Source organism: Pseudomonas sp. F-14 TE3623 (assembly GCF_053629015.1).
In genome coordinates, this window is sequence record NZ_JBRJHM010000001.1 from 1,421,517 (window position 1) to 1,446,219 (window position 24,703).

General features: G+C 58.7%; 16 protein-coding genes. 1 reads left to right on the forward strand and 15 read right to left on the reverse strand.

Translation table 11 applies throughout. The annotated features are described in order from the left end of the window. Window positions 1–63 precede the first annotated feature (63 nt). A complete protein-coding gene (locus AB7M29_RS06405) occupies window positions 64–7,149 on the forward strand; it encodes a TcdA/TcdB pore-forming domain-containing protein (protein WP_454246553.1) in 7,086 nt (2,361 codons plus the stop codon). A gap of 70 nt (window positions 7,150–7,219) precedes the next feature. On the opposite strand, the gene AB7M29_RS06410 is transcribed toward AB7M29_RS06405, so the two are convergent. From AB7M29_RS06410 to AB7M29_RS06480, 15 genes are all read right to left on the reverse strand, one after another. Beyond that, window positions 7,220–7,816: a MarC family protein gene (locus tag AB7M29_RS06410; RefSeq protein ID WP_017336334.1), complete on the reverse strand. Its 597-nt coding sequence runs from the start codon at window positions 7,814–7,816 to the stop codon at window positions 7,220–7,222. Window positions 7,817–7,880: 64 nt separating this feature from the next. Next, window positions 7,881–10,658: a hybrid sensor histidine kinase/response regulator gene (locus AB7M29_RS06415; protein WP_217855702.1), complete on the reverse strand. Its 2,778-nt coding sequence runs from the start codon at window positions 10,656–10,658 to the stop codon at window positions 7,881–7,883. Window positions 10,659–10,757: 99 nt separating this feature from the next. Further along, window positions 10,758–12,053 carry a phosphoribosylamine--glycine ligase gene (gene purD, locus AB7M29_RS06420; protein ID WP_454246554.1) on the reverse strand — a complete coding sequence of 432 codons (1,296 nt, stop codon included), beginning with the start codon at window positions 12,051–12,053 and terminating at the stop codon, window positions 10,758–10,760. Window positions 12,054–12,205: 152 nt separating this feature from the next. After that, complete coding sequence (gene purH, locus AB7M29_RS06425) at window positions 12,206–13,813, reverse strand: bifunctional phosphoribosylaminoimidazolecarboxamide formyltransferase/IMP cyclohydrolase (RefSeq protein WP_217855705.1); 1,608 nt, start codon at window positions 13,811–13,813, stop codon at window positions 12,206–12,208. Between the two features lie 81 nt (window positions 13,814–13,894). Then, entirely contained in the window at window positions 13,895–14,215 is a 321-nt protein-coding gene (fis, locus tag AB7M29_RS06430; RefSeq protein ID WP_007907419.1) for a DNA-binding transcriptional regulator Fis, read from the reverse strand. Continuing rightward, window positions 14,212–15,222, reverse strand: a complete 1,011-nt coding sequence (gene dusB / locus AB7M29_RS06435; RefSeq protein WP_007907421.1) for a tRNA dihydrouridine synthase DusB — start codon at window positions 15,220–15,222, stop codon at window positions 14,212–14,214. The genes fis and dusB overlap by 4 nt, the downstream gene beginning before the upstream one ends. 185 nt (window positions 15,223–15,407) lie before the next feature. Continuing rightward, window positions 15,408–16,628, reverse strand: coding sequence for a DUF3426 domain-containing protein (locus tag AB7M29_RS06440; protein ID WP_217855707.1), 1,221 nt, complete (start codon window positions 16,626–16,628; stop codon window positions 15,408–15,410). 30 nt (window positions 16,629–16,658) lie between these two features. After that, window positions 16,659–17,537: a 50S ribosomal protein L11 methyltransferase gene (gene prmA / locus AB7M29_RS06445; RefSeq protein WP_052965847.1), complete on the reverse strand. Its 879-nt coding sequence runs from the start codon at window positions 17,535–17,537 to the stop codon at window positions 16,659–16,661. Window positions 17,538–17,877: 340 nt separating this feature from the next. Further along, window positions 17,878–19,236, reverse strand: a complete 1,359-nt coding sequence (gene accC, locus AB7M29_RS06450; protein WP_052965846.1) for an acetyl-CoA carboxylase biotin carboxylase subunit — start codon at window positions 19,234–19,236, stop codon at window positions 17,878–17,880. Between the two features lie 17 nt (window positions 19,237–19,253). Then, a complete protein-coding gene (gene accB / locus AB7M29_RS06455) occupies window positions 19,254–19,721 on the reverse strand; it encodes an acetyl-CoA carboxylase biotin carboxyl carrier protein (protein ID WP_429432092.1) in 468 nt (155 codons plus the stop codon). Window positions 19,722–19,769: 48 nt separating this feature from the next. Continuing rightward, window positions 19,770–20,222: a type II 3-dehydroquinate dehydratase gene (gene aroQ, locus AB7M29_RS06460; RefSeq protein ID WP_007937215.1), complete on the reverse strand. Its 453-nt coding sequence runs from the start codon at window positions 20,220–20,222 to the stop codon at window positions 19,770–19,772. 132 nt (window positions 20,223–20,354) lie between these two features. Beyond that, on the reverse strand, window positions 20,355–22,094 hold the full coding sequence (locus AB7M29_RS06465; protein ID WP_217855709.1) for a protein-disulfide reductase DsbD: 1,740 nt from the start codon (window positions 22,092–22,094) through the stop codon (window positions 20,355–20,357). A 361-nt stretch (window positions 22,095–22,455) separates the two neighbouring features. Beyond that, on the reverse strand, window positions 22,456–23,478 hold the full coding sequence (locus AB7M29_RS06470) for an IS110 family transposase (RefSeq protein ID WP_454246555.1): 1,023 nt from the start codon (window positions 23,476–23,478) through the stop codon (window positions 22,456–22,458). Between the two features lie 324 nt (window positions 23,479–23,802). Next, complete coding sequence (locus AB7M29_RS06475) at window positions 23,803–24,267, reverse strand: hypothetical protein (protein WP_217855711.1); 465 nt, start codon at window positions 24,265–24,267, stop codon at window positions 23,803–23,805. Further along, complete coding sequence (locus AB7M29_RS06480) at window positions 24,245–24,583, reverse strand: polymorphic toxin type 44 domain-containing protein (protein WP_217855713.1); 339 nt, start codon at window positions 24,581–24,583, stop codon at window positions 24,245–24,247. Before AB7M29_RS06480 ends, AB7M29_RS06475 begins: the two co-directional genes overlap by 23 nt. Between the last annotated feature and the right edge of the window lie 120 nt (window positions 24,584–24,703).

The following is a 24,703-nucleotide window of genomic DNA, read 5'->3' on the forward strand; positions in this document are numbered from 1 at the left end:
TGGAATCATCATTGTCTAGAGTCGATCCCGGCTATTTATATACGATAAATGGAAGTGTTGTTTATGAGTGAATCCAAGTTCTCGATTGCGGATGGCTATGTCGATTTTGTGGGGCTGTTTAATCGGGAGGATCTTGAGCAGGCCTTAATATCGCACAAGGGCACCGATCAATATGATGCAGTGTTCCGATATTACTTTGGTTGTTTCAATGTGCCGGATTCTTCCCGGTTGTTGGAGCCGTTAGGGCTGCTCAAGCAAGCGTTGGGGGCCTTGGAAGGAGGTACCCGGCGCCGTCGTGCGGCAGAGTCGGAAGCACCCATGAGTCCTGGTGTCGCGGGGAATCCTGATTTGGCGGAAATCTACAACAGAGTGGAGGGGTTCGAGACACGTCTGTACAACGGCCTCGAACAACTGAAGTTACCCGCCACCGACGTGCCGAAAAATCTGCATTTTGTCTGGCTTGGGGGTGGTGTCGGGGAGATTCAGCGCGATTACATCAACATTTGGAAGCAGGTGATGGCCAAGGAGGGCTACGGGCTGAACGTCTGGTATGACAGTGATGGGTTGCTGGTTCACGAAACCAACCGAATCATTGTCGAGGCGGCAAAGGCCGATGTGTTGTCCAGAGAAGGGCAAAAGGTTACCTCCGGTCATGATTTGGCCGATCTCTACGAAGAGCGAGCCACGGCGTTGAAGCGCCAGATGTATATGCACATCAATCAGGCGACCGAACTCGGTCTGAGTGCTGATCAGGCGCGCATGGACTTACTGGTTCGCGGCTATGGTCAGGACGAGACAATTCTGCAAACCCTGCGGGATAAAAACGCTCAAGTCATGGCCCGTCTCAATGATGAGCACATCCGCTTGCGCGATGTTCATGAACTCCAGGCATTCGCTCGATTGGGCGATTTCTATAACCGTGAAATGTCTTTGCGCGGCAATCTCGCGGCGGCCTCGGATATTGTGCGGGTACTGGTGGAATACGGCGAAGGAGGGATCTACAACGACGTAGACTTTTTGCCGCCGCTTGCTTCGAACATGGCGGGTATTGAAGTTAACAAATTAGAGTTCGACGCACGACTCGGTATTTTGCAGCTGTTAATGGACCACAATGCTGACTGGATGCCGGGCCGTCAGAACGTGCGCAGTCGCTATGCCGACTATATCGAGCGAATCCCCGCGACGCACCGCGAGGCCTTGGAACGGTTTGCCAAAAGTTCGCCTACGTTGGAGCAGGTGTTTGTTCCATTCAAGGATCGCTCTGTTCGGCCCAATAGTTTGCGGTTGGCGATGATCGATAACGGCGAATCCAATGCGCTGATTGTTAGTCATCCCGGGTCAGCTGCGCTGGAAGCCATTATCGAGCGCTTCGAAATCCACCAGCGTGTGCTGCTGGCGGTTGAACTCGAGGCCGACAAGCACAAAATCAAATACTACGAAAGCAATCGCATCTATGAATTGACAGAGAAAGTATTAAATACGGATTTCGATATCTTCGACCAAAAAGCTGGCGACGAAGATTTTCAGGCCACTGACTTGTGCAGGGGGATAAGCGATTACTTCAGTGATGGCATCCGTCCCCAAGCCCAGGGCTCGATATTCTTGACGGGGCCGGGAGCTGTGCGGGCCGGTCTATTGGACTTCGAAAGCAAGCACTTGACGCCGTGGGGGGCTGATGCATTTCGGGATGCCGTACGGTTGCGCACCGGGTTCAACAGCGCTACAGAGGAGGATAGGGACCACTCGTGGAAAGAAAACGCTGGGAACATGGAGGCCTGGCTCGAAACGGAACAAAAGCGCTGGACCGACGGCGAATTGAAAGCCCGTTACAAAGGAAATATGGCAGAACTGCTCAAGCGCCAGAGCATTGATTTCGATGCAGGCTGGCCGGTGATCGAGGGGCGTCATGTACTGTCCACCGACCTGTTGCAGCATCTGGCCGATGAGTTGGGTGAACCGTTCATGCGCATGATGAATCGTAGCCATAACGGTGCGGTGACCTTCGACAAGGCTGTACCGCTGAGCTTCGATGATCGCCAATCGATTCTCGCCCAAAGCGCCGATGCGCTACCCCCTGCATCGTTGGGCGATCCGGAGATGCAAAAGTTGTCGATTGATGAACTCCTGAGCGGAATCGCCAAGGGGACTGTTCACGCGACTCAGTTGAGCCCCTTGCAGCGCCTGCTGCTTGCAGCCCTGACTGGCGCGCAGGCATTGGATAACCAGAGCTTCGGCGCGGCTCGCCCACAGCTGGAGAATCTCGCCAATAGCCTCAGCGAACTGGGGACGGCGGGTCGCTACGCGAAGATTGAACACGCGCTGTACCAACGCCAGGCTCCGGCGTTTCTGGCCGGGCTTGCCAGTCCTGCCGATCATCCGCCAGCCCATTCCGAAACCGCCTTGGGGTTGAAAAAAAATGCGCTGGAGCAACCATTGACTTTGCGTCAATGGGGCAAGCACGTCGCCAGAATCCAGCAGGTGGCGAAACTTGAATTCCGTGATCAGGTTGCCGAGCGCGTCGGTGTTGTTCTGGACGGCTTTGAGGCGGGCACCATCAAGCTTGTACCGCAAGATTTACTGCTTCAGGGCGTGGGGGACGCGTTGGGTGGACGTTGTTATCCATTGGCCTTGGTGATGGCAGCGGCATTGTCGGAGGGGAAGGCTGCGGCCAACACGCTGCGCGAGCGATTCTATCTGGGGGTTATCGAACCTGAGACAAGCGATTCAGCCATTTTTCTACACAGTCTGGAAGCGTTGCGTGGCGTGCAAATCAGCGAGGTGGGCAGCGCGCTGGCGCGCTCGGATCTGAATCAGGTCGTCGACATTCTGAGCACCAGAACAATCACCAGTACGTTGATGCTCAACTCCGATAATCACTCCATGCTCGTGGCCAAAACCATTGAGGGCGAACACAGCACCTATCACTTTTACGACCCGAATTTCGGTGTTTTAGAGTTCGATCAACCGGCCGCGTTCAGACTGGCACTGGAGCAGTTCTTCCTTGAACAGAAGATGGCCGGACCCTACGCAGCCTATGGCGATACGGCGCATCCGACCTTCGATCTGATCGAGCTGGAAGGCGCGCGGGTGTCGGAGGTGGCATTGCCTGGCGCAATTCGGGTCTCGCAACTACTGCAACCCGGCACATTGCCGGGAGAGTCGCGACGCCCGGTGAGGCAGCGTCTGGCCAGTGCCCGCGGTCAATCATTGATGAGTAACTCTCGTCTGGGCAGTTGTCTGCTGGAACTGGACGGTCATTGGTGGGGGCAACAAATCGAGCAAGTGACATCCCGCCTCCGGCAGCAAAATCAGCTGGCACCACAGCTTGTGCCGTTGTTCGAAACCCTGGAGGTCATGCCGGACGGGGCCTACCGGATGAGCCTGATCAACCCTGAAAACCCTGAACACCTGGTACGAATCACCACCGACGACCATCGGCTCTTGCGTATTAAAAACTACCTCTCGGAACGTTTTTCAGCCTTGGCCAACAAATCATCTGTCCCGGGGGATCTGGTCGATCCCACTGATGTGGGTAGCGTTCACACCCTGAACGCCGGCTTCGCCATTCAAGCGCTGATGAATGCGCTGAGGGGACAGGAAGGGCCGGACAAATCCCTGACAATGGCTGTCCGGTTGCACGCCTATGTCAATTACGCGCAATTGGTGCATGGCAACGTGGCCGATGTAGCGGGCCTGGTGGGTCTGGTCCGGCAGGCGCTGGCTGAAGAGAAACTGATTGCCCGTACCGTCGCCCCAGTGGTCAAAGCCGCTGTGGGGCCGAGCGTGGGCGAAGCGACCGGCGGACTGTTGCAACTGGCGAATGTCGGGTTCGACATTTATCAATTGGCGACTGCGGAAAATGATGTCGAGCGAGCCCAGTTCGGGACGCAATTGGCTTTCGACTCGGCGAGTCTGGTGTTGTCGGTGGGCGCTTACGCTGCCGGCGCCACAATCGCCGGGGCGTTTCTGGGCGGGGCAGCCGTGATTCTGGGGGGGCTGGCAGTGGGATTGGCGGCAGTGGTCAAGGGCTTCGCCACCATTGCCGAAGAAGCCAAACAGGTCGGGCTGTTTTTCGATGAAATCGAGAAGGCTCATCGTCAAGGCTATCGATTCGACGGCGCTTTAGCGGCGTGGGTACCGCACTCATCGTTGATCGTCCAGGCGCTGGATCTGGCCGCCGGCAAACTGCTGCTCGACAGCCCAAAACTGTACCCGCTGCGCGACCATTTCGGGGTACCGACCTTTGACGGCGATTACGAGCGGGCGATCAACATTCGTCGGGAACTGGATCTGCCTAGCCAGATAAAATTCACTCCGCCCACCGGGCAGATCATCGTGCTGCCCTGCACACCACAAACCTGTTACAGCTACGAGTACAAGGCACTGCCCTTCGCCACGCTGCGCCATGACCCCGGGTTCGACACGGCCCGGCGCCTGGAGAAAAAGAAAACGGACGGCGGATGGCTGTTCCTGTTTTCCTTCTATTCGTTTCCGAGTGAGTACATTCTTTATCGCCTGTTCCCGGTCTATACGCCGACAGTGATCGATGTGCTGCTCGATGCCGTCGAGCGCTCGCTGGTGATACCCGTTCTACCGCCGGCATGGCACGGGAAAGTCGCCTATCGGATTCAGGGCGCCGGCAAGCAATGTGCCTTGGTGCTCAATCCCGGGGTGAGTCTGACACTTGAGTCACCCAGCATTACTACTTCCCGATGGGTGCTGGAGGCGTCGTGGGCCAACGAGAGCGATGTTGTTCTGGAGGGAGCGGCGGGCCTGCAGATCGGTACCGTCAAGGTGGAGTTCAAGGGCCGAGGACTTCATGACGTCCTGATCCGGATCGCCAACAATCAGCTGTTCCAGCTTGATCGCGGAAAACGGCAGATGAACCTCGTCGAGCAGGATGTGCCTTCGGGCATGGATCGGCAGACGTTGCAGGAACATCTCAAGGGACTGGCTCAGGAGCATCGTTTGGTGATGCCGTATACGCCGGTTCATCACTATCTGATTCCGTACGAGAAACCGAGTGAGCCCCGTCACACCACCGCCTGGTACGACGCGAAGGAGGAACGCTTCCTGTACATCCGCAGCAAGGATGTACTCGCCGCTGATGAAGCGCTGCTAGGAGCGGTGGCTGGCGGCTACGGCTATTTCTACGAACCGCAGGGTTTCGTGATTTGGCAAGTCGACGCGGTCACCGGATTGCTCAGTTATCGTTATCGGATACTGCCTAAAGACACGGGAGCCACCATCAAGAGCATTGAGGCGGACGCGCAGGGGGTGATTCATGTCGTACAGGAAATTGCTCGCGAAGATCAGACCAGCGATGTGTTGGTGTACGTGATCCATGACGGGCAACTGCTGCTGAGTTCGGTCACCCGCGACATGGATCCGGGGCTGGAATCAGTCTTCAGTGCCAGCGACACACTGGCTGACTGGTCGCAGGTTCTTGGCAGCTATTACGTTCTTAGGCCTGTTATTGACGATGATGACGTTTCCAACGTCGACTGGCAGCCGGCGCCCTTTGTTTCGGTCTGCTGGAAGTTCGAAGCGAACGCGCGGGACATGGCCTGGGTTCGCGACAGTGACCATCTGATCATCCGTCCCTCTCCACGGCGCCACCGCGGGCGCGGCTGGGCCGATTCGATCAAGAACATGACTGATTTGACGTTGCTCACACCAGCGGACGGCAGCGATGTGTTTGTCATCTACGACAGGCTCAGGCAGCAGCTGTGCCGTAAGCAACGCACCCTGGTGGCGGGCAAAGGACAGTGGTCCGAAACATGGCAACAGCCTGCGAAGCTGGAGAATGTCGAGGCAGTCCAAGGCGGGTACCTGGCGCTGACGTCGGAGGGCCTGTTCTTCAATCTGACTCCCCAGGGGTACCTGACGCTGGGAGGTCTTGGCGAGTCGTGGTTAAAGAATCGGATGCACTGGTGGTCCGCATTGGAACCGCTTGCCCGGCAGTACGCGGCTGAGAGCTTTGCCCTGGTCGGCCTGAGCAACTTCAACGAGAACGCGAAGTTGTGCGCCTGGTACGTCGGCAATCGATTGTTGCTGGCTGATTTGGGCCATGGCAAAGAAGTGCGCCTGCTCAGCGTTACCCCTGATAGCGAAGCCGCCTGGTTATTCGATGTTTCGAGCGGCGAAGTCTATCGTCAGGCGTTCATCGATCCGCAGCGGCTGGAACCTGCATTTGGCGAAGGCTCGCGTTTGCTGCGTGCTGATGCGCTACCCGCCGCCGAGCGTGAATGGGCTCCCTGGCAGTTTGCCGAGGTGACGGTTGAGGGGGGCGGACTGCGCGGTACCACACTTGAAGGCGTGATACTTGAGCTGCGTTATCAAGAACCGGCATTGATCACCGGCGTCACCCATGAGTGGGTCATGTCTCAGGAGGGGCGAGCGCACGAAAACCTCAAAGAATTGGCGGACAGCCAACCTCATGCGGCACTGCTGTTGGTAGAAGACGTCGGCAGTCTTACATGGTTCGTAGTCGATACCGAACGTGTGATTCGTGTGCCAAAGGCTGCGATTCCAGAATCCTTCGAGCTATTGGGAACGCAACAGCAAACCAACGTATTGCTTCATGAAGACAAGAATGGACTGCTGCTGACTTATCCGGGCATGGGGCATGCCGGGCCACTCAGTTATGTCTGGCGTAATGCCGAGGTACTGGTCATTGAAGGGCAGATGAAGGTCGGCGATGTTCTGCCGCTGATGCCGGACGATGTCACGACCTTGATTCTGCGGATGGGGCAAGGTGCGGTGAGTTACCGCTTGTCGAAGGCTGCCTGGCTGCGGCTTGAGTTGGTCATCCTCGACTGCCGGCATTCGCTGGGCAATGCGCAAACGATTCCCGGCAAGTTGATCTGGGATCTGGATAATCCTGAAAAGCTGTTGCTAAGCATCGTTCAGGAACATCTGGTGATCATTGACCCGGACAGCGGGCACAGTGTGATTTTTCGTGAAGTGTATGCGACGGATGTCACCTTGCGTGGCGAAGCTTTGCTCGGGTTCGAAGGGCATCGACCTTATGCCGTTTCGACACTGGTGCAGAGGCTGGTTGCTCGGCAGAGCATGCATGACAGTACAACGCTGGGTGAACTTCTAACGGTATCGACTACTGAGTGGGAAAGCAGTCTGGTGGGATAGTCTTGAGCTCGCACCGATAAAGAAGGCCGCGAAAGATTCTGTTCGCGGCCTTTTACTTTCGTCAGTGACTTCAGGGCACCAGATAGCCCTTCACCCCGGTAAAAATAATCTGCGCCGCCAGCGCGCACACGAACAACCCCATCAACCGACTGACAATCTGCAAGCCCTGATCGCCGAGAATCCGTTCTATCCGGTTGGACAAGTAAAGCACCACGCCGACCGTGAAACTGGCCAGGGCAATACTGAGAATGGCCGTCAGCTTGTCATCCCAATGGGGCTGGCTGACGCCCATCACTAACAGAGCACCGATGGTGCCGGGGCCGACGGTCAATGGAATGGTCAGCGGGACGATGGTCACGTCCTGCTGCACATTGTCGGTCTGCACCGCCGATTTGCCTTGAGCCATGCCCAGCGCCGAGATGAACAACACGCTACCGGCGCCAATGCGGAAGGCGTCCACGGTGATGCCGAAGACATTGAAAATTACCCGACCGAAGAGGTACAGCAAGACGCTCGAAACCAGCGTGGCAGTTGCCACTTTCCAGGCCAGGCGTCGTTGCTCCTTGCGCGAATAGCCGCGGGTCAGGCTGATGAAACAGGACAACACGAAGAACGGGCTGTAGAGCACCAGCATCTTCAGGTAAACGCTGAACAACACGTGGAGCATGGTGCAAGCTCACTGGCGAGGGAAGTCGAGGGGGAGTCTATCAGGCGCTGCGGGGGCTGTCGGCTCAGGAGGTCTGAACCGCTGCACGGTTCTGCTGATCACGCTGGGCAACCCAATGCTCGATCAGGTCGCGCAACTGCGACAGCTCGACCGGTTTGGCCATGTGCCCGTCCATGCCCGCCTGGCGCGCGCGCTCTTTGTGCTCGGCGAGGATGTGTGCGGTCAACGCTACCACGGGGGTGCGAATCCGCTGGTTGCCGACTTCCCAGGCACGTAGCTGCTGGGTGGCGGAGAAACCGTCGAGAATGGGCATTTCACAGTCCATCAGTACCAGGTCGTAGCGCTGGGCTTTCATTGCCTGCAAGGCTTCTTCACCATTGCTGGCGGTGTCCGGTTGCAGGTTGAGCTTGCCCAGCATGCCGCGTATGACCTTGGTCGAGATGCTGTTGTCTTCGGCCACCAGGATGCGGAAATCGCTGGGCACCTTGACCGGAAGGGTCGGGCCGGTGGGCAGCTGCTGTGAAACGGAAAGGCCTTTGTTGCGCTGGTTCAGCTCGTCCGCCAGCGTGGTCTTGAGAGTATAGCCGGCCACCGGTTTGGCGAGAATGCGTTTGATCCCGGCATTGCGCGCGATGATCTTGCTCGGGGCATTGCTGATGCCGGTGAGCATGATCAGCAGAATGTCATGGTTCAGGCTCGGGTCTTCCTTGATCTTGGCGGCCAGTTGCATGCCGGTCATGCCGGGCATGTTCTGGTCCAGCAGGACCACGTCGAAATAATCGCGCAGATGGGCCTTGGTGCGCAGCAGCGCCAGGGCCTCCTTGCCGGATGGCACGGCGCTGACATTCAAGCCCCAGGCGCTGCACTGCTGCACCAGCACCTTGCGACAGGTGTCGTTGTCGTCCACGACCAGTACGCGTGCGCCTTGCAGCGGGCTGTCCAGGTCCGACGTCGGATGTTCGAGACGGTCCGGGTCCAGTGGCAGGGTCAGCCACAATGTGCTGCCCTGGTTGGCTCCGCTCTTGATGCCGAACTCACCCTGCATCAAACGGATCAGCTGACGGGCGATGACCAGCCCAAGATTGCCCCCCAGGCTGGTAGCCGAGAGAAAATGCTTGCTGTGCAGTTCGGCATGCATCAACGCGTCGCGTTCTTCCGCCTCCATGGGCTGGCCGCTGTCCTGCACGGCGATGCGCAGCCGCGGTTTGGCGCTGCGTTCATCCAGGGCGACGACGATCAGAATCTCGCCTTCGTCGGTTTTCTTCAGGGCGTTTTCCAGCAGGCTCAGCAGGGTCTGGCGCAGGCGTGTCGGATCACCACTGATGACGCGTGGTACTTGCGGCTGGATAAAGCTGATCAGCTCGACGTTCTGCTGTTCAGCCTTGGCGCGGAAGATGCTCAGGCAGTCTTCGATCAGGGCGTTGAGGTCGAACTGCACGTCGTCCAGTTCGATCTGTCCGGACTCGAGTTTGGAGATGTCGAGAATTTCGTTGATCAGTGTCAGCAACTCGTTGCCGGCGCTGTGGATGGTCTGCACATAGTCGCGCTGCTTGACCGACAGCGGTGTGCCCAGCAGAAGTTCGGTCATGCCCAGCACGCCATTCATCGGGGTGCGGATTTCATGGCTGATCTTCGCCAGAAATTCGGCTTTGGCGTTGATCTCGGCGTTGCTGGCGGCCAGATCGCGACTGACGCTGAAACGGTCTTCGGTGATGCTGCGCTGTCGCTCGCCCAAGGCAATACTCATCAACAGGCCACTGATACAGATAAACACCAGCAGAATAATGATCAGGCCTTGCGGAGCGACAAGGGTCAGCCCCTGCAGTGCCGGCAGGATAATCAATGTGCCGAGGTTGAATACCACCATGGCCGCCACGAACAGGCGCGCCGGGCGATAACCTTTTTGCCAGTGATGGGCACCGACGAACAACATACTCAGGCCGGCCAGGGCAACCAGGGCGTAGGTGATGAGGTTCAGCGGCAGCGTGTTGACGAACAACAACAGCAGGCCGCAGGCCACGATGAACAGGATATCCCCCAGCAGCAGCTTGTTTAGCGGGTGTGGGCCGAGCGGGGCGAAGAAACGGTAGGCGAACATCAGGCCGCAAGGCGCGGTCATCAGCAAGGCGAGGTAGGCACCGGGTGTTTGCACGGCGGACCAGTTCGGCAACCATGGCCGGGCCAGGTTCAGCAGCAACACCAGACTGAGCAGCAACAATCCTTCGCACGCCGCCAGCCAGAGGCTGCTGCGTGAGCGGGTGTAGATGTAACGGGTCAGGTTATGCAGGATCAGCATCCCGAGGCAGCCAAAGAGCAGGCCGTAGATCAGCGTCAGGTTCTGAGTGGCCGCGGTCATGACCGCCGATTGCAGGGTGATATAAGGCCGCAACTGGTGTTCGGAGACCAACCGCAAGTAGACGTCGAGGGTTTTGTCGCTTTGTGGCAGCGGCAACATGAAGTCGCTGCTGGGGAGGGGGCGCGTAGTCTGGAGTTGCCCGCCACCGGTATTCAATTGATCGATCAACTGGTCGCCGTCGAGCACATACAGATTGAGGTGCGACAGGTCCGGTGCAAACACTCGCAGCAACTGTTCATGCTTGCCGGGCGCGAGCCTGAAACGCAGCCATAGCGCACCCTCGGGCGCGGCCGCGGTGAGGCGCTCGAGTTCGATGGGGCTGAATTGATTGGTGTAGCGGCTGGAGCGGATGTCGCTCAGCTGCAGGTCGCCTTGTTCGTCGAGCAATACCGCCCAGCCACTGCCTTGCGCGGCTTGGGCCGGGAGCATGCAGAGCAAGGTCAGCAGAGTGACGGTGAAGCCTATGGCAATCCTGAGCCAGCGCACGGCGAAATCCCTTCGTAGGTTAATGCCAAAGTATAACTATGCGCGGCGCCGGAATAGTCAGGCAAGGGCCGCAAGCCCTTGCCTGGCCGAATGGATGGCTTATTCCTGATTTTCGCTACGCTCGCGGGCAATGGCGCGGTAGCCAATGTCCTTGCGGTAGAAGCAGCCTTCCCAGTCGATTTTAGCTGCCAGTTTGTAAGCTTGCTGCTGGGCTGCATCGACACTGGTGCCCATGGCGGTTGCGCACAGCACCCGACCACCGGCGGTCACTACCTGACCGTCCTTGAGCGCAGTACCGGCATGGAAGACTTTGCCTTCCAGTGTCGCGGCTGCATCCAGGCCGTTGATCGCAACGCCTTTGGCGTAGTCACCCGGGTAACCGCCAGCGGCCAATACGATGCCAACGCTCGGACGTGGATCCCATTGTGCTTCGACCTTGTCCAGCGCTTGCGCCAGGGCTGCTTCGACCAGCAACACCAGGCTCGACTGCAAACGCAGCATCACCGGTTGGGTCTCAGGATCGCCGAAACGGCAGTTGAACTCGATAACTTTTGGATTCCCCGCCTTGTCGATCATCAGGCCGGCATAGAGGAAGCCGGTGTAGACGTTACCTTCCTCGGCCATGCCACGCACGGTCGGCCAGATCACCAGGTCCATGACCCGCTGATGGACTTCGGTCGTAACGACCGGAGCCGGCGAGTAAGCGCCCATGCCGCCGGTGTTCGGGCCGGTATCGCCGTCGCCGACGCGTTTGTGGTCCTGACTGGTGGCCATCGGCAATACGTTCTTGCCATCGACCATGACGATGAAGCTGGCTTCTTCGCCATCCAGGAACTCTTCGATCACCACGCGGGAACCGGCGTCGCCAAACGCGTTGCCTGCGAGCATGTCGCGCACCGCGTCTTCGGCTTCGCTCAGGGTCATGGCCACGATCACGCCTTTACCGGCGGCCAGGCCATCGGCCTTGATCACGATCGGTGCGCCTTTTTCACGCAGATAAGCCAGGGCTGGCTCGATCTCGGTGAAGTTCTGGTAGTCGGCAGTCGGGATCTTGTGGCGAGCCAGGAAGTCTTTGGTGAAGGCTTTCGAGCCTTCCAGCTGAGCAGCGCCAGCGGTCGGCCCGAAGCAATCCAGGCCACGGGAGCGGAACAGATCGACGACACCGGCGACCAGCGGTACTTCCGGGCCGACGATGGTCAGGGAAACATTTTTCTCGGCAAAGTCAGCCAACTGCTCAAGAGCCAGCACGTCGATAGCGACGTTCTCGCACTTGGCTTCAATGGCGGTGCCGGCGTTGCCCGGGGCAACGAAAACTTTCTGCACGCGCGGATCCTGAGCCACTTTCCAGGCCAGGGCGTGTTCACGGCCACCGCTGCCAATGATCAAAACATTCATTTCAAAAACCTCGGATGACGCTAATTCTGGATAGCACCGTTGGTGCTTTGTGTGGGAGCGGGCTTGCTCGCGAAAGCGGTCTGTCAGTCACATCTATGGTGGATGTGCCGCCGTCTTCGCGAGCAAGCCCGCTCCCACATTCGATCGTCGTATCAGTGACGGAAGTGGCGCATGCCGGTGAAGACCATGGCGATGCCGGCTTCATCAGCTGCAGCAATCACTTCGTTATCACGCATCGAGCCACCTGGCTGGATCACCGCAGTGATACCGACCTTGGCCGCATTGTCCAGACCATCGCGGAACGGGAAAAAGGCGTCGGAGGCCATCACCGAGCCTGCTACCTGCAAACCGGCGTGTTCAGCCTTGATCGCGGCGATACGAGCGGAGTTCACGCGGCTCATCTGGCCGGCGCCGACACCAATGGTCTGACGGTTCTTGGCGTAGACGATGGCGTTGGACTTCACGTACTTGGCGACTTTCCAGGCGAAGATCAGGTCGTTGATTTCCTGTTCGGTCGGCGCGCGTTTGGTTACCACTTTCAGGTCTTCGCTGCCGATCATGCCAATGTCGCGGCTCTGTACCAGCAAACCGCCATTGACGCGCTTGTAGTCCCAGGCCGGAGCGCGATCAGCCGACCACTCGCCGCAGGCCAGCAGGCGTACGTTGGCTTTTGCAGCCACGATGGCGCGGGCTTCTGCGCTGACGGACGGGGCGATGATCACTTCGACGAACTGACGCTCGACGATGGCCTTGGCGGTTTCAGCATCCAGCTCGCGGTTGAACGCGATGATGCCGCCGAACGCCGATTCGGTGTCGGTGGCGTAGGCCAGTTCGTAGGCCTGACGGATGCCGCCTTCAGCGTCCGGGCTCACGGCCACGCCGCACGGGTTGGCGTGCTTGACGATCACGCAGGCCGGCTTGACGAAGCTCTTCACACATTCCAGCGCGGCGTCGGTGTCGGCCACGTTGTTGAACGACAGCTCTTTGCCTTGCAGTTGGGTCGCGGTGGCGATGCCGACTTCGGCAGGCTTGGCTTCAACGTAGAACGCCGCGCTCTGGTGCGGGTTCTCGCCGTAGCGCATTTCCTGAGCCTTGATGAACTGGCTGTTGAAGGTGCGCGGGAATTCGCTGCGGCCGGAGGTCGAGAGGGTTTCAGCCGCCTGGTTCACGGTGCCCATGTAATTGGCAATCATGCCGTCATAGGCGGCAGTGTGTTCGAAGGCCTTGAGCATCAGGTCGAAACGCTGAGCGTAGGTCAGGCCGCCGGCCTTGAGGCTTTCCAGGACGTTGGCGTAATCACTGGCATTCACCACGATGGCCACATCTTTGTGGTTCTTGGCTGCCGAACGGACCATGGTCGGGCCGCCGATGTCGATGTTTTCGATGGCGGTCGGCAGGTCGCAGCCTGGCTTGTTGATGGTGGCTTCGAACGGGTACAGGTTGACCGCAACCAGATCGATCGGCTTGATGCCGTGCTCGTTCATGATGGCATCGTCGATACCGCGACGACCAAGGATCCCGCCGTGGATTTTCGGGTGCAGGGTTTTTACCCGACCGTCCATCATTTCTGCGAAACCGGTGTAATCCGCGACTTCCACTGCGGCAACGCCGTTGTCGCGCAGCAGCTTGAACGTCCCGCCGGTGGAGAGGATCTCGACGCCCAGGGCTTCGAGCTCCTTGGCGAATTCAAGGATCCCGGTCTTGTCGGAAACGCTGATCAAGGCGCGGCGGATCGGCAGGCGGGTAGTCTGGTCGGTCATTTCAATTTCCATCAAAAGCAAAGGAGTCAGCAAAAAAGGCGACCGATTTTACGCGGGCGCCTTTCTGGTTTGATTGAATGCTTACAGCAAATCGTACTGCTTGAGTTTCTTGCGCAGGGTGCCCCGGTTCAACCCGAGCAGCTCACTGGCCTTGGTCTGGTTGCCCTTGACGTAGTTCATCACGCATTCGAGCAGGGGAGCCTCGACTTCGGAGAGCACCAGGTTGTACACATCCGTGACGGCAGCGCCCTCAAGGTGGGCGAAATAATTGTGCAGCGCCTTCTCGACACTCCCGCGAAGGGTCTGACCTTCTTCGCTCGGCGTGTTGAGGTGCTGTTTCAAATTCACGTTGTCGCTCACGGGTGTTGTTCCACTCACTAAAGTCTCGGTCATCATCGTCATGCAGCCACCCCTTCTCCGTCCCCTGTCAGGCTCTTGTAGCGTTCGGCGAAGAAGGCCCGAACGTAGGCGCATTGTGCTTCCGTATCTTCCAAACGATTGAAGTGGGCGCGAAACTCCCTGGCGCCCGGTAAGGTTGCGAGATACCAGCCCACATGCTTGCGAGCTATGCGCACGCCCATGACGTCGCCATAGAAGGCATGCAGCGCAGCCAGATGCTCAAGCAGAATACGTTCCACCTCGATCAGTTCCGGTGCCGGGAGCTTTTCGCCGGTACGCAGATAATGGTCGATTTCACGAAAAATCCATGGCTGCCCCTGGGCAGCCCGACCCACCAACAGGCCATCGGCACCGGTCGCGTCGAGCACGTACCGGGCTTTCTCTGGCGAATCGATATCGCCATTGGCGAAGACCGGAATCGACACCGCCTGCTTGATCGCGGCAATGGTGTCGTACTCGGCTTCACCGGTATACAGATCGGCACGGGTTCGGCCATGTACCGCCAACGCCGTAATGCCTGCCTGTTCGGCGATCTTCGCCACGGTCAGGCCGTTCTTGTTCGCCCGGTCCCAGCCGGTACGGATCTTCAGAGTGACCGGCACATCAACCGCAGCCACCACGGCCTGCAGGATCTCGGTCACCAATGCTTCATCTTTCAACAGGGCGGAGCCAGCGGCCTTGTTGCAGACCTTCTTCGCCGGACAGCCCATGTTGATATCAATAATCTGTGCCCCCAGTTCGACGTTGGCCCGGGCTGCATCCGCCAGCATCTGCGCATCTCCGCCAGCGATCTGTACCGAGCGGGGCTCGGGATCACCTTCGTGGATCATGCGCATCCGCGATTTGCGGGTGTTCCACAAGCTCATGTCGCTGGTGACCATTTCCGAGACTACAAGGCCCGCGCCCAGTCGCTTGCACAGCTGACGAAAGGGCTGATCGGTGACACCCGCCATGGGGGCGAGAATCAAGCCGTTGTGCAATGTATATGGACCGATGCGTACCGCCGACATAGGACTTCCCTGTTGTGGGGCCGGATCATGAGAGTTCGAAAAAGGGTTGGCATGATACCCGCTCTCGATGACTGGATAAAGGCTGAATTGGATAAAATCTGAACAGTTAATTCGTTATCGCCAGCGGTTTGGTTGGAACGGTCAAAGTCAGAAAACTGCCGTCAAGCCTGTAACACTCGAGCGTTTCACTCGGGGGAATGAAAGCTCAGGCTGTAGTTCACCGCTTTGGGGCCTGGATCGAGAATGTCCAGCGCGATATGGATCGGCGTTTGTGGTGGCATTTCCGCGAGGCCTTCGAGGTCGCCGCTGAGGTACTCGCCGGGCTTGAAGCGACGGCTGGCGATCAGGTGGCCGTTCAAGTCGGCAAAGCGCAGTTCCAGCAACGGGAAGGGCTGGGAGAAGGGCGCGCGATTGTAAATGATGGCATCGACCACCAGTGCACCGTTGAAGTCCGGGTGGCTGCGGACCACCAGGTTGCTGCTTTTGACTTTTGCGATGTCGACCTTGGACGGCACGGTGCAGCCGATTTGCGGGCACAGTTGCTGGAACCACGGACGGTACTGGTCCTGGCGCGCCAGTTCGTCGAAGTGGTAGGCGACGTATTGGCCAGCGAGGCCGGCGGCGGCGAGCAGGATCAGCAGCAGCCAGAAAAAGCGCCGACCCCAGGGGGAGCGACGTTTTTTCCAATCCAGTTGCAGCGGGTCGTCGGTCAAGTCCTCCAACACTTCCGCGCGCAGGGCCGGTCCGCTGCGTTCGCGTCGCTTGCGCAGGGGCTCGACCGAGGGCAGGTCGTCGTCGACTTCATCGGGAGTCGCCGACAGGCTGCCAAAGGGGATCGGGGCGTCGAGCGGGTCGTGCAGGCGCAGCTGTTGGATCTCGGGTTCGTCGTCCAGATCCGCGGGCTCCAGCGACAGCGAAGGCTCGGTGCGCGAGTGTTTGCTCGGCTCGATCGTCGGTTCTGGTGTGGGGGCGTCGACGGTTTGTGCGCGATCGGCGGCCGATTCGCTGAAGAGACTGTCGGACCAGGGCTCCTGATCGTGCTCGGTGGTATCGCGGCGAGCGCTGAGGCTGTCTTCGCGGGGCCGAGTGAATTCCGTTGTTGGCTGGATTTCCCGCTGTTCAAGCCGGGCGAGCTCTTCGTCCAGATCCAGGCTGTCCAGATCCATTTCTGCAGCGGTCCATTGCTTTTGGCTGATGGCTCGCTGCACAGGCGGTTCGACGGGCGCCGGTGCGACCGGTTTGACCGTCTCCTTGCCGGCCCGCTGCTCGAGTAACTGCTTGGCGGCGTTGAACACCTGCAAGCAAGAGCCGCAGCGAACCACTCCACGGGCCGCGCTCAACTGAGCATGGTTGACGCGGAAGCTGGTTTGGCAATGCGGGCACTGGGTGACGAAGCTGTCGGTCATGCGGAAATCCGGTTTATGCAGGCGCTCATTCTAGCGCCGACGGCCAGTAATGCGTACCCAGCCGTCGCGATTGGCAATCGGGTCCAGATCGAAGTCCTGAGCGTAGGCGGCGGCGACTTCTTCACCTTGTTCGGCGAGGATGCCCGACAGCGCCAAGCGACCGCCCGGCTTGACCAGGCTGGACAGTTGCGGCGCCAGCGAAACCAGCGGGCCGGCAAGAATGTTGGCCACCAGCACGTCGGCCTGAACCTGTGGCAGGTCTTGCGGCAGATACAGCGGGAAGAGTTCGTCGGCAATGTTGTTGCGCCCGGCATTGTCGCGGGAGGCTTCCAGCGCCTGCACGTCGATGTCCGTGCCGACGGCTTGCTTGGCGCCCAGCAACAGCGCGGCAATCGCCAGAATCCCTGAGCCGCAACCGAAGTCGAGCACGTTGCAATCTTTCAGGTCCTGACCGTCGAGCCATTCCAGGCACAGTGCAGTGGTCGGATGAGTGCCGGTGCCGAACGCCAGGCCTGGGTCCAGCAGCAGGTTCACCGCGTCCGGCTCAGGCGCGGCGTGCCAGCTCGGGACGATCCACAGGCGCTGACCGAAGCGCATCGGCTGGAAACCGTCCATCCAGCTGCGTTCCCAGTCCTGGTCTTCAATCACTTCGCTGTGATGCTCGGGCAGCGGGCTGCCGGTCAGCAACTCGAGGTGGGCCAGTACGCTGGCGGCTTCGGTGCCGCCTTCGAACAAGGCCAGCAGGTGAGTGTGCGACCACAGCGGGGTGGTGTTGAGTTCCGGTTCGAAGATCGGCTGATCTTCGGCGTCCATGAAAGTCACCGACACGGCGCCCACTTCAAGGAACGCGTCTTCGTAGGTTTCGGCTTGTTCTGGGCTGATGGCGAGACGGACTTGCAGCCAAGGCATGGCGGGCACCTTTGAAAAATATAGATTGCAGCCTAGCGGGCTGCGAGAAGCGCGCAAGTTTACGCGAGCGCGAGGCAGAAGACGACCGGGTAGCCAAGGAATGACGGGATGAACGGGTACCTGTGGCGAGGGGGCTTGCCCCCGTTGGACTGCGAAGCCGTCCCCCATCGAAGCGCCGAAGTTTCTCCTTACGATACGCATCTGCCGGCTTTGCGGCTGCTACGCATCCGAACGGGGGCAAACCTCCTCGCCACAGGGTTTTGTATGCATCAAAAGAAATCAACAATCTCCAGAAACAACAAAGCCGCTCGAAAGCGGCTTTGTTGGTATGGATCACAGCTTAGTGCTTTTCGCCAGCCAGCTTGTGTTCCAGGTAGTGGATGTTGACTCCGCCTTCGCAGAAGCCAGCATCACGGACCAGATCGCGGTGCAGCGGGATGTTGGTCTTGATCCCGTCGACAACAATTTCGTCCAGCGCATTGCGCATGCGCGCCATGGCTTCGTCACGGTTTGCGCCGTAGGTGATCAGCTTGCCGATCAACGAATCGTAGTTCGGCGGAACGGCATAGCCACTGTACAGGTGCGAATCGACGCGAACGCCATTGCCGCCTGGAGCGTGGAAATGCTTGACCGTGCCTGGGCTAGGCATGAAGGTTTTCGGGTCTTCGGCGTTGATCCGGCATTCCAGCGCGTGACCGCGGATAACGACGTCATCCTGGGTGTACGACAGCTTGTTGCCAGCGGCGATGCTGAGCATCTCCTTGACGATGTCGATGCCGGTGACCATTTCCGAAACCGGGTGCTCTACCTGGACACGAGTATTCATCTCGATGAAGTAGAAGTGGCCGTTTTCGTACAGGAACTCGAAGGTGCCAGCGCCACGATAGCCAATGTCGATACAGGCCCTGACACAGCGTGCGAGGACTTCCTCGCGCGCGTTCTCGTCGATGCCCGGTGCCGGCGCTTCTTCGAGAACCTTCTGGTGACGACGTTGCAGCGAGCAATCGCGGTCGCCCAAATGGATAGCATGGCCTTGGCCATCGGAAAGCACCTGAACTTCCACGTGGCGTGGGTTGGTCAGGAATTTTTCCAGATAGACCATCGGGTTGCCGAACGCTGCGCCCGCTTCGGAGCGGGTCAGTTTCGCCGAGGAGATCAGGTCTTCTTCCTTATGAACTACGCGCATGCCTCGACCACCGCCGCCGCCAGCGGCTTTGATGATCACCGGATAACCGACTTCGCGACCGATGCGCAGAGCGGTTTCTTCGTCTTCAGGCAGTGGGCCGTCAGAACCCGGAACGGTTGGAACGCCGGCAGCGATCATGGCGTGCTTGGCCGATACCTTGTCGCCCATCAGGCGAATGGTCTCGGCTTTCGGGCCAATGAACGCGAAGCCGGAGTTCTCGACCTGTTCGGCAAAGTCGGCGTTTTCCGCAAGGAAGCCGTAGCCTGGGTGAATGGCGGTAGCGCCGGTCACTTCAGCCGCGGCGATGATGGCCGGAATGTGCAGGTAAGAGTGCGCGGCCGATGCCGGACCGATGCAGACGGATTCGTCTGCCAGGCCCAGGTGCATCAGCTCTTTGTCGGCCTTGGAGTAAACGGCGACAGTCTTGATGCCCATCTCTTTACAGGCACGCAGAATCCGCAGGGCGATCTCACCGCGGTTGGCGATCAGAACTTTTTCCAACTTCGCAGTCATCAAAGTTTCTCCGCGGTTCAAACGATGGTGAACAGCGGTTGGTCGTACTCAACCGGCTGGCCGTCTTCGACGAGGATGGATTCGATCACACCGCTGGCTTCAGCTTCGATGTGGTTCATCATCTTCATGGCTTCGACGATGCACAGAGTGTCGCCTTTCTTCACGGTCTGGCCGACTTCAACGAAGGACGGCGAGGACGGCGAAGATTTACGATAGAAAGTACCGACCATCGGCGAACGGGCAACGTTGCCGTTCAGCACAGGCGCGGCCGGAGCTGCAGGAGCAGCGGCGGCAACCGGAGCAGCAGCGACAGGCGCCGGCGCCGGCGCCGGAGCATGCATAGGAGCGGGAGCGTAGTACTGCTGAGCCGGCGTCTTGCTGTGACGGCTGATGCGTACGGACTCTTCGCCTTCCTTGATCTCGAGCTCGTCGATACCGGACTCTTCCAGCAATTCGATCAGTTTCTTAACTTTACGGATATCCATGAATCATCAACTCCCAAGGGTCGGTCAGGGGCGTTTAACGCTTGTTGTTCAAGCCGTTGCCTGTCTTTCAAGCTGCTCTAGTGCGGCCTCCAGGGCCAGTCGATAACCGCTGGCGCCAAGGCCGCAGATCACTCCTACCGCTACATCGGAGAAGTAAGAGTGATGGCGGAAAGGTTCGCGTTTGTGCACGTTAGACAAATGCACTTCGATGAATGGGATGCTCACTGCCAGCAGCGCGTCACGTAATGCGACACTTGTATGCGTAAAAGCTGCTGGATTGATCAGAATGAAATCCACACCTTCGCCGCGAGCAGCGTGGATGCGATCGATCAACTCGTACTCGGCGTTGCTTTGCAGGTAGAGCAAATGGTGGCCGGCATTGCGCGCCCGCTGTTCCAGATCCTGATTGATCTGCGCCAGCGTCGTTGCACCGTAGACGCCCGGTTCCCGGGTGCCGAGCAGGTTCAGGTTGGGGCCGTGTAAAACCAATAGGGTCGCCATCTGCTGCTCCTTTGTCATCTGTATGCAATTGTCAGAACCCGGCGACTATGCCGCAAAGCCTTTGTGACTGTCCAGTTCTATGCAATAGCCAGCACGATGGCCGATGTTTACGCGAAATATGTGACCGGGTCATTAAATCCGGTCATTTGCTTTCGCAACACGTTCGGCGAAGTTTTTCGCGCTGATCTCGCCGATCACCCGCACATCGGCATGTTCGACGCCATCTTTGCCAAAAAACATCAGTGCCGGAGGACCGAACAGCTTGTAGCGGTCAAGCAGGGCGCGTTGTTCGGCGTTGCTGGCGGTGATGTCGAAACGGATCAATCGATAACCTTTGAGGCGTTCGACGACATTGGCATCGTTGAGGACTTCGTGTTCGATGACTTTGCAGCTGATGCACCAGTCGGCGTACCAGTCGAGCAGTAGCGGCGTGCCGGAGGATTTGGCTTCGGCGAGGACGCGGTCCAGTTCGGCTGGCGTGGTGATGGTTTGCCAGTTGCCGACGATTTGCGGTTGACCTTTGTCGGCGACATTGCGCGGCTGGCCAATAGGGTTGAACGGATCGGTCTGGCCGCTGAAGGCGCCGTACCAACAGGCCAGGGCATAAAACAACAGGAACATCCCGAGCAATTGCCCCAGGCGTTTTCTTGGCGGTTTATAGACGAATTCCAGTGCGCCCATAAACAACCCGACGCCACCGGCGAGCAAGCCGATCAACAGCAAGGTGATCTGGCCCGGCAGTACCCGACTGAGCAAGGCAATCGCCAGCCCCAGCAGCAGCACCCCAATCGCGTTTTTCACGTAGATCAGCCACGGACCGCTTTTCGGCAGCCAGGCCGCGCCGCCGGTCGCTACCAGCAACAGCGGCGCACCCATGCCCAGGCCGAGCATGAACAATTTCAATCCGCCACCCAGAGCATCGCCGCTGGCGCTGATATACAGCAGCGCGCCGGCCAGTGGTGCCGATACACAAGGCGAAACCAGCAGGCTAGACACCACGCCCAGCACCGCCGCGCCCCACAGTGAGCCGCCTTCGGTACGCCCGGCAATCCGGTCCAGGCGGCTGCTGATGGCGTGGGGAAGTTTCAGTTCGAAGACGCCAAACATGGCCAGGGCAAACACTGCGAAAAACATCGCGAACGGCACCAGCACCCAGGCCGACTGCAAGCGCGCCTGAAGATTGAGCTGTGCGCCGAACATGCCCATCAACGCACCGAGCAGGGCGAAACAAACGGCCATCGGCAGCACATAAGCCAGCGAAAGGTTGAAACCGCGTAAACCACCGACCTGCCCACGCAGGACCACCCCGGAGAGGATCGGCAGCATCGGCAGCACGCAGGGGGTGAAGGTCAGGCCAACACCTGCGAGGAAAAACAGCGCCAGTTCGCGCCAGCTCCAGGATGTGGTCGCGGCGCCGCTGCCATCAATACTCAGGCGTTCGGTCTCGGGTGGGTAACACAGGCCTTTGTCGGCACAGCCCTGATAGGTCACGACCAGCGTAAAGGCGCGGGAATCGGTGCGCGGCAGATCTATATCGAGAATGCCGTGGTAAACCTCGACATCGCCGAAGAACTCATCGTGCTTTTGTTCGCCCTTGGGCAGTTGCGCCGGGCCGAGCCCAACGTCGGTCGGTTCGGCGCGAAACTGGAAGCGATGGCGATAGAGGTAGTAACCCTCGGTGGCAACGAAGCGCAGCTTGATCGATTGCGGCGTGCTTTCTACCAAGCTCAACTTAAAGGCTTCGCGCACCGGCAGGAAATCAGCGCTGTTGTTGATCGAACCCAGGGTGGAACTGGGCCGACTGTCCAGCAACCCGGCGGCAGAGGCCGGCAGGGCGAGCACTAAAAACAGCAGGCAGAGCAAACGGCGCATGACAATCTCGCGTATCGAAAGTGTGGGCATGATAGCGGACGGCGGCGGGGTGTGCAGGGTGGGGAGTTCTGTGGTGAATGTTCCGACGTCTTCGCGAGCAAGCCCGCTCCCACATCTATGGTTACCCCCTTTTCTGCAATACTGTTTTTGATGCGTGTTTGGCTTGCTTTCATCTATCCGGCGTCTGAGTGGGGTTGTGGCCCCGCGCCTCGATGAGAATCGATGCCCGACGATCCTAATTATTCGAACGGCCTTTCAGCCGTGTGGGAGCTCAGGGTTGTCGTCAGGCCGGTTAGCCGTTCACGTCATCAGTTATCCAGCATCGCAAAACCAGGTGGGTGGTGCTCGGGTGACAGCAGGGTCAGGCGTTCATCGCGGCTGGCCCTGCATCGAATTCAGTGTGGTGGGCCGCAATCGCCCAGGCGATCCTCGCCAGCTTGTTGGCCAGCGCGCAGACCACATGGTTGGAGTGATGGTGGACCAATAGCTGCCGGACCCAGTCCGCCAGCCAGCCTTTCTGGCGGTCCAGCTGCATCAAGTAAACACGGGCACACTGGACAAGCAGGCGCCTCTGGTTGCGATCGCCGCGCTTGCTGATGCCCAGCAGTACGGTCTTGCCGCCCGTGGAATGTTGTTTGGGCACCAGCCCGATCGAGGCCGAATAGCCCCGGCCGCATTTGAACTGTTTGCCATCGCCCAACTCGGCAGCCAGGACGCTGGAGGTGATCGGGCCGACACACGGCATGGTCATCAAACGGGCCGCCAGATCATCTTCAGCGGCCTGGCATTCCACGTCCTTGTCCATTGCCTTGACCTGCTCATCCAGATAGTTGAAGTGTGCATGCAGCAGCGTCAGAATTTTTTTGGTGCGCTCAGAAAATGAACCCGCCTCCAGCAGCGCCGGCAGCTCTTTGATGGATTTGAAGCCTGGGGCCAGGCTGACGCCCACCTCCAGAAGAACGGCGTGAATCCGATTGACGGTCGCGGTGCGGTCCTTGATGAACGAATCGCGTGTCGAATTGAGCATGGCCAGCTCTTGCTGAGCCTGGGTTTTGGGGTGCACAAAGCGCATCGTTGGACGCGTCGCCGCCTCGCAGATCGCCTCGGCATCAGCGAAGTCGTTCTTGTTGCTTTTCACGTAAGGACGCACAAGGTGAGGAGCAATGAGCTTGGGCGTATGCCCCAGCTTGGCGACCTCCTGCGCCATGAAGTGGGCTCCGCCACAGGCCTCCATCACGACGGTGCAGGGTTCAAGGTTCGCCAAGTGTTGAATGAGCGCCACGCGAGTAAACTTTTTGCGGTAAAGCTCATGGCCTCGATCATCTTGCGCATGCAGGTGAAAGGCGTGTTTTCCCAAATCGATGGCGGCAATAGCTACTTTCATGGCAACGGTCTCCGGTGAGCCCCCTGCGAAAGCTTAGTGGGCGATCGCAGGGGGCGGCGGGGGTAGCCATTTCATTATTCGATCGCATTTCTTCAGGAAGAACTCGATCAACTGTGGGAGCGGGCTTGTTCGCGAAGGCGGTCTATCAGGCGCGGAAGGCCTGAATGGCTGTATGCAGTCGTCCACCCTGCACCAACAAATTCTCCCCTTGCTCACGCCCCTCACCGATGCGCAGCAAGTTATCCCCACCCAGACACCAGGGGACCGCCCCGTGCTACCGGATCATGACGGTTTTTCTGGTCGCTCCGATGGGCAGCATTGAGCTTACTTTGTTGATTGATCGCTGGCGTGGTTGCACAAGTTGATTGTTACAGGGGTGTAGTGGGTGCTGTTGGTATGCCGAAACAGCGTGCTGCTGTGATACTCGTAGACTTCCTGGTTGGTCGATACATTGATGACCGAGCCTTGGACATCGACCTTTACGGCTGGATCTCGGGTGACGAGAAACGGACCGGCAGTCTTTAGCTCAGATGCTATTTGTTCATCGGATGTCAGTTCGCGATAGACATAGTATCGATAGCTGAACGGCACTGTTGCTCCGCCTTGATCATCCTTGACACCGTAGATGAAGCCATTTTCACCAAGGGGTAGTTTGAGTACTACATCGGTCAACACCGGGGCGCTGGAAGACATAAGCCATGTCCAGCCGATGTAAATCAGGCATACCGCTAGCAGGCAAGAGGTGACGATTGTGTATGCGGTTTTTTTAGTAGTTCCTGAACCGGGCATACCGGACTCCTTTTTTGATCCATTCCTGATCCGCAGGATCATCGCCAAAAGGAGCCTCGCTCCACCAGCTTCCAAATTCTACTTTTGTCGTTTTTGCCTGTGTCTGGGCAACACCGGCGGCACGTAACAGGACACTTTCGGAAAATCCCGCAGCAATCCCGGCCGCGCCGTAATTGAAATTACCGAAAGCCTCATAGTCAGGAGACAGTTTTTTGTAATCCCAAGGGCCGCGATTTCTGACCTGGGTATAGAACCAGGAGTAAATGAATGCGGATCCCTCTTTCAAAACTTTTTTCTTATGGAAGGCAACTGCCATGTTTTCCTCCACAGATACGCCAGGGGGCGAAGGCGGAACTATCACGGGGCACTCCTGTTGCGCGCTCGATTAATTGAAGCGCTAAACCCTAGCATCAAAACGACGACTAAAAACCATCGC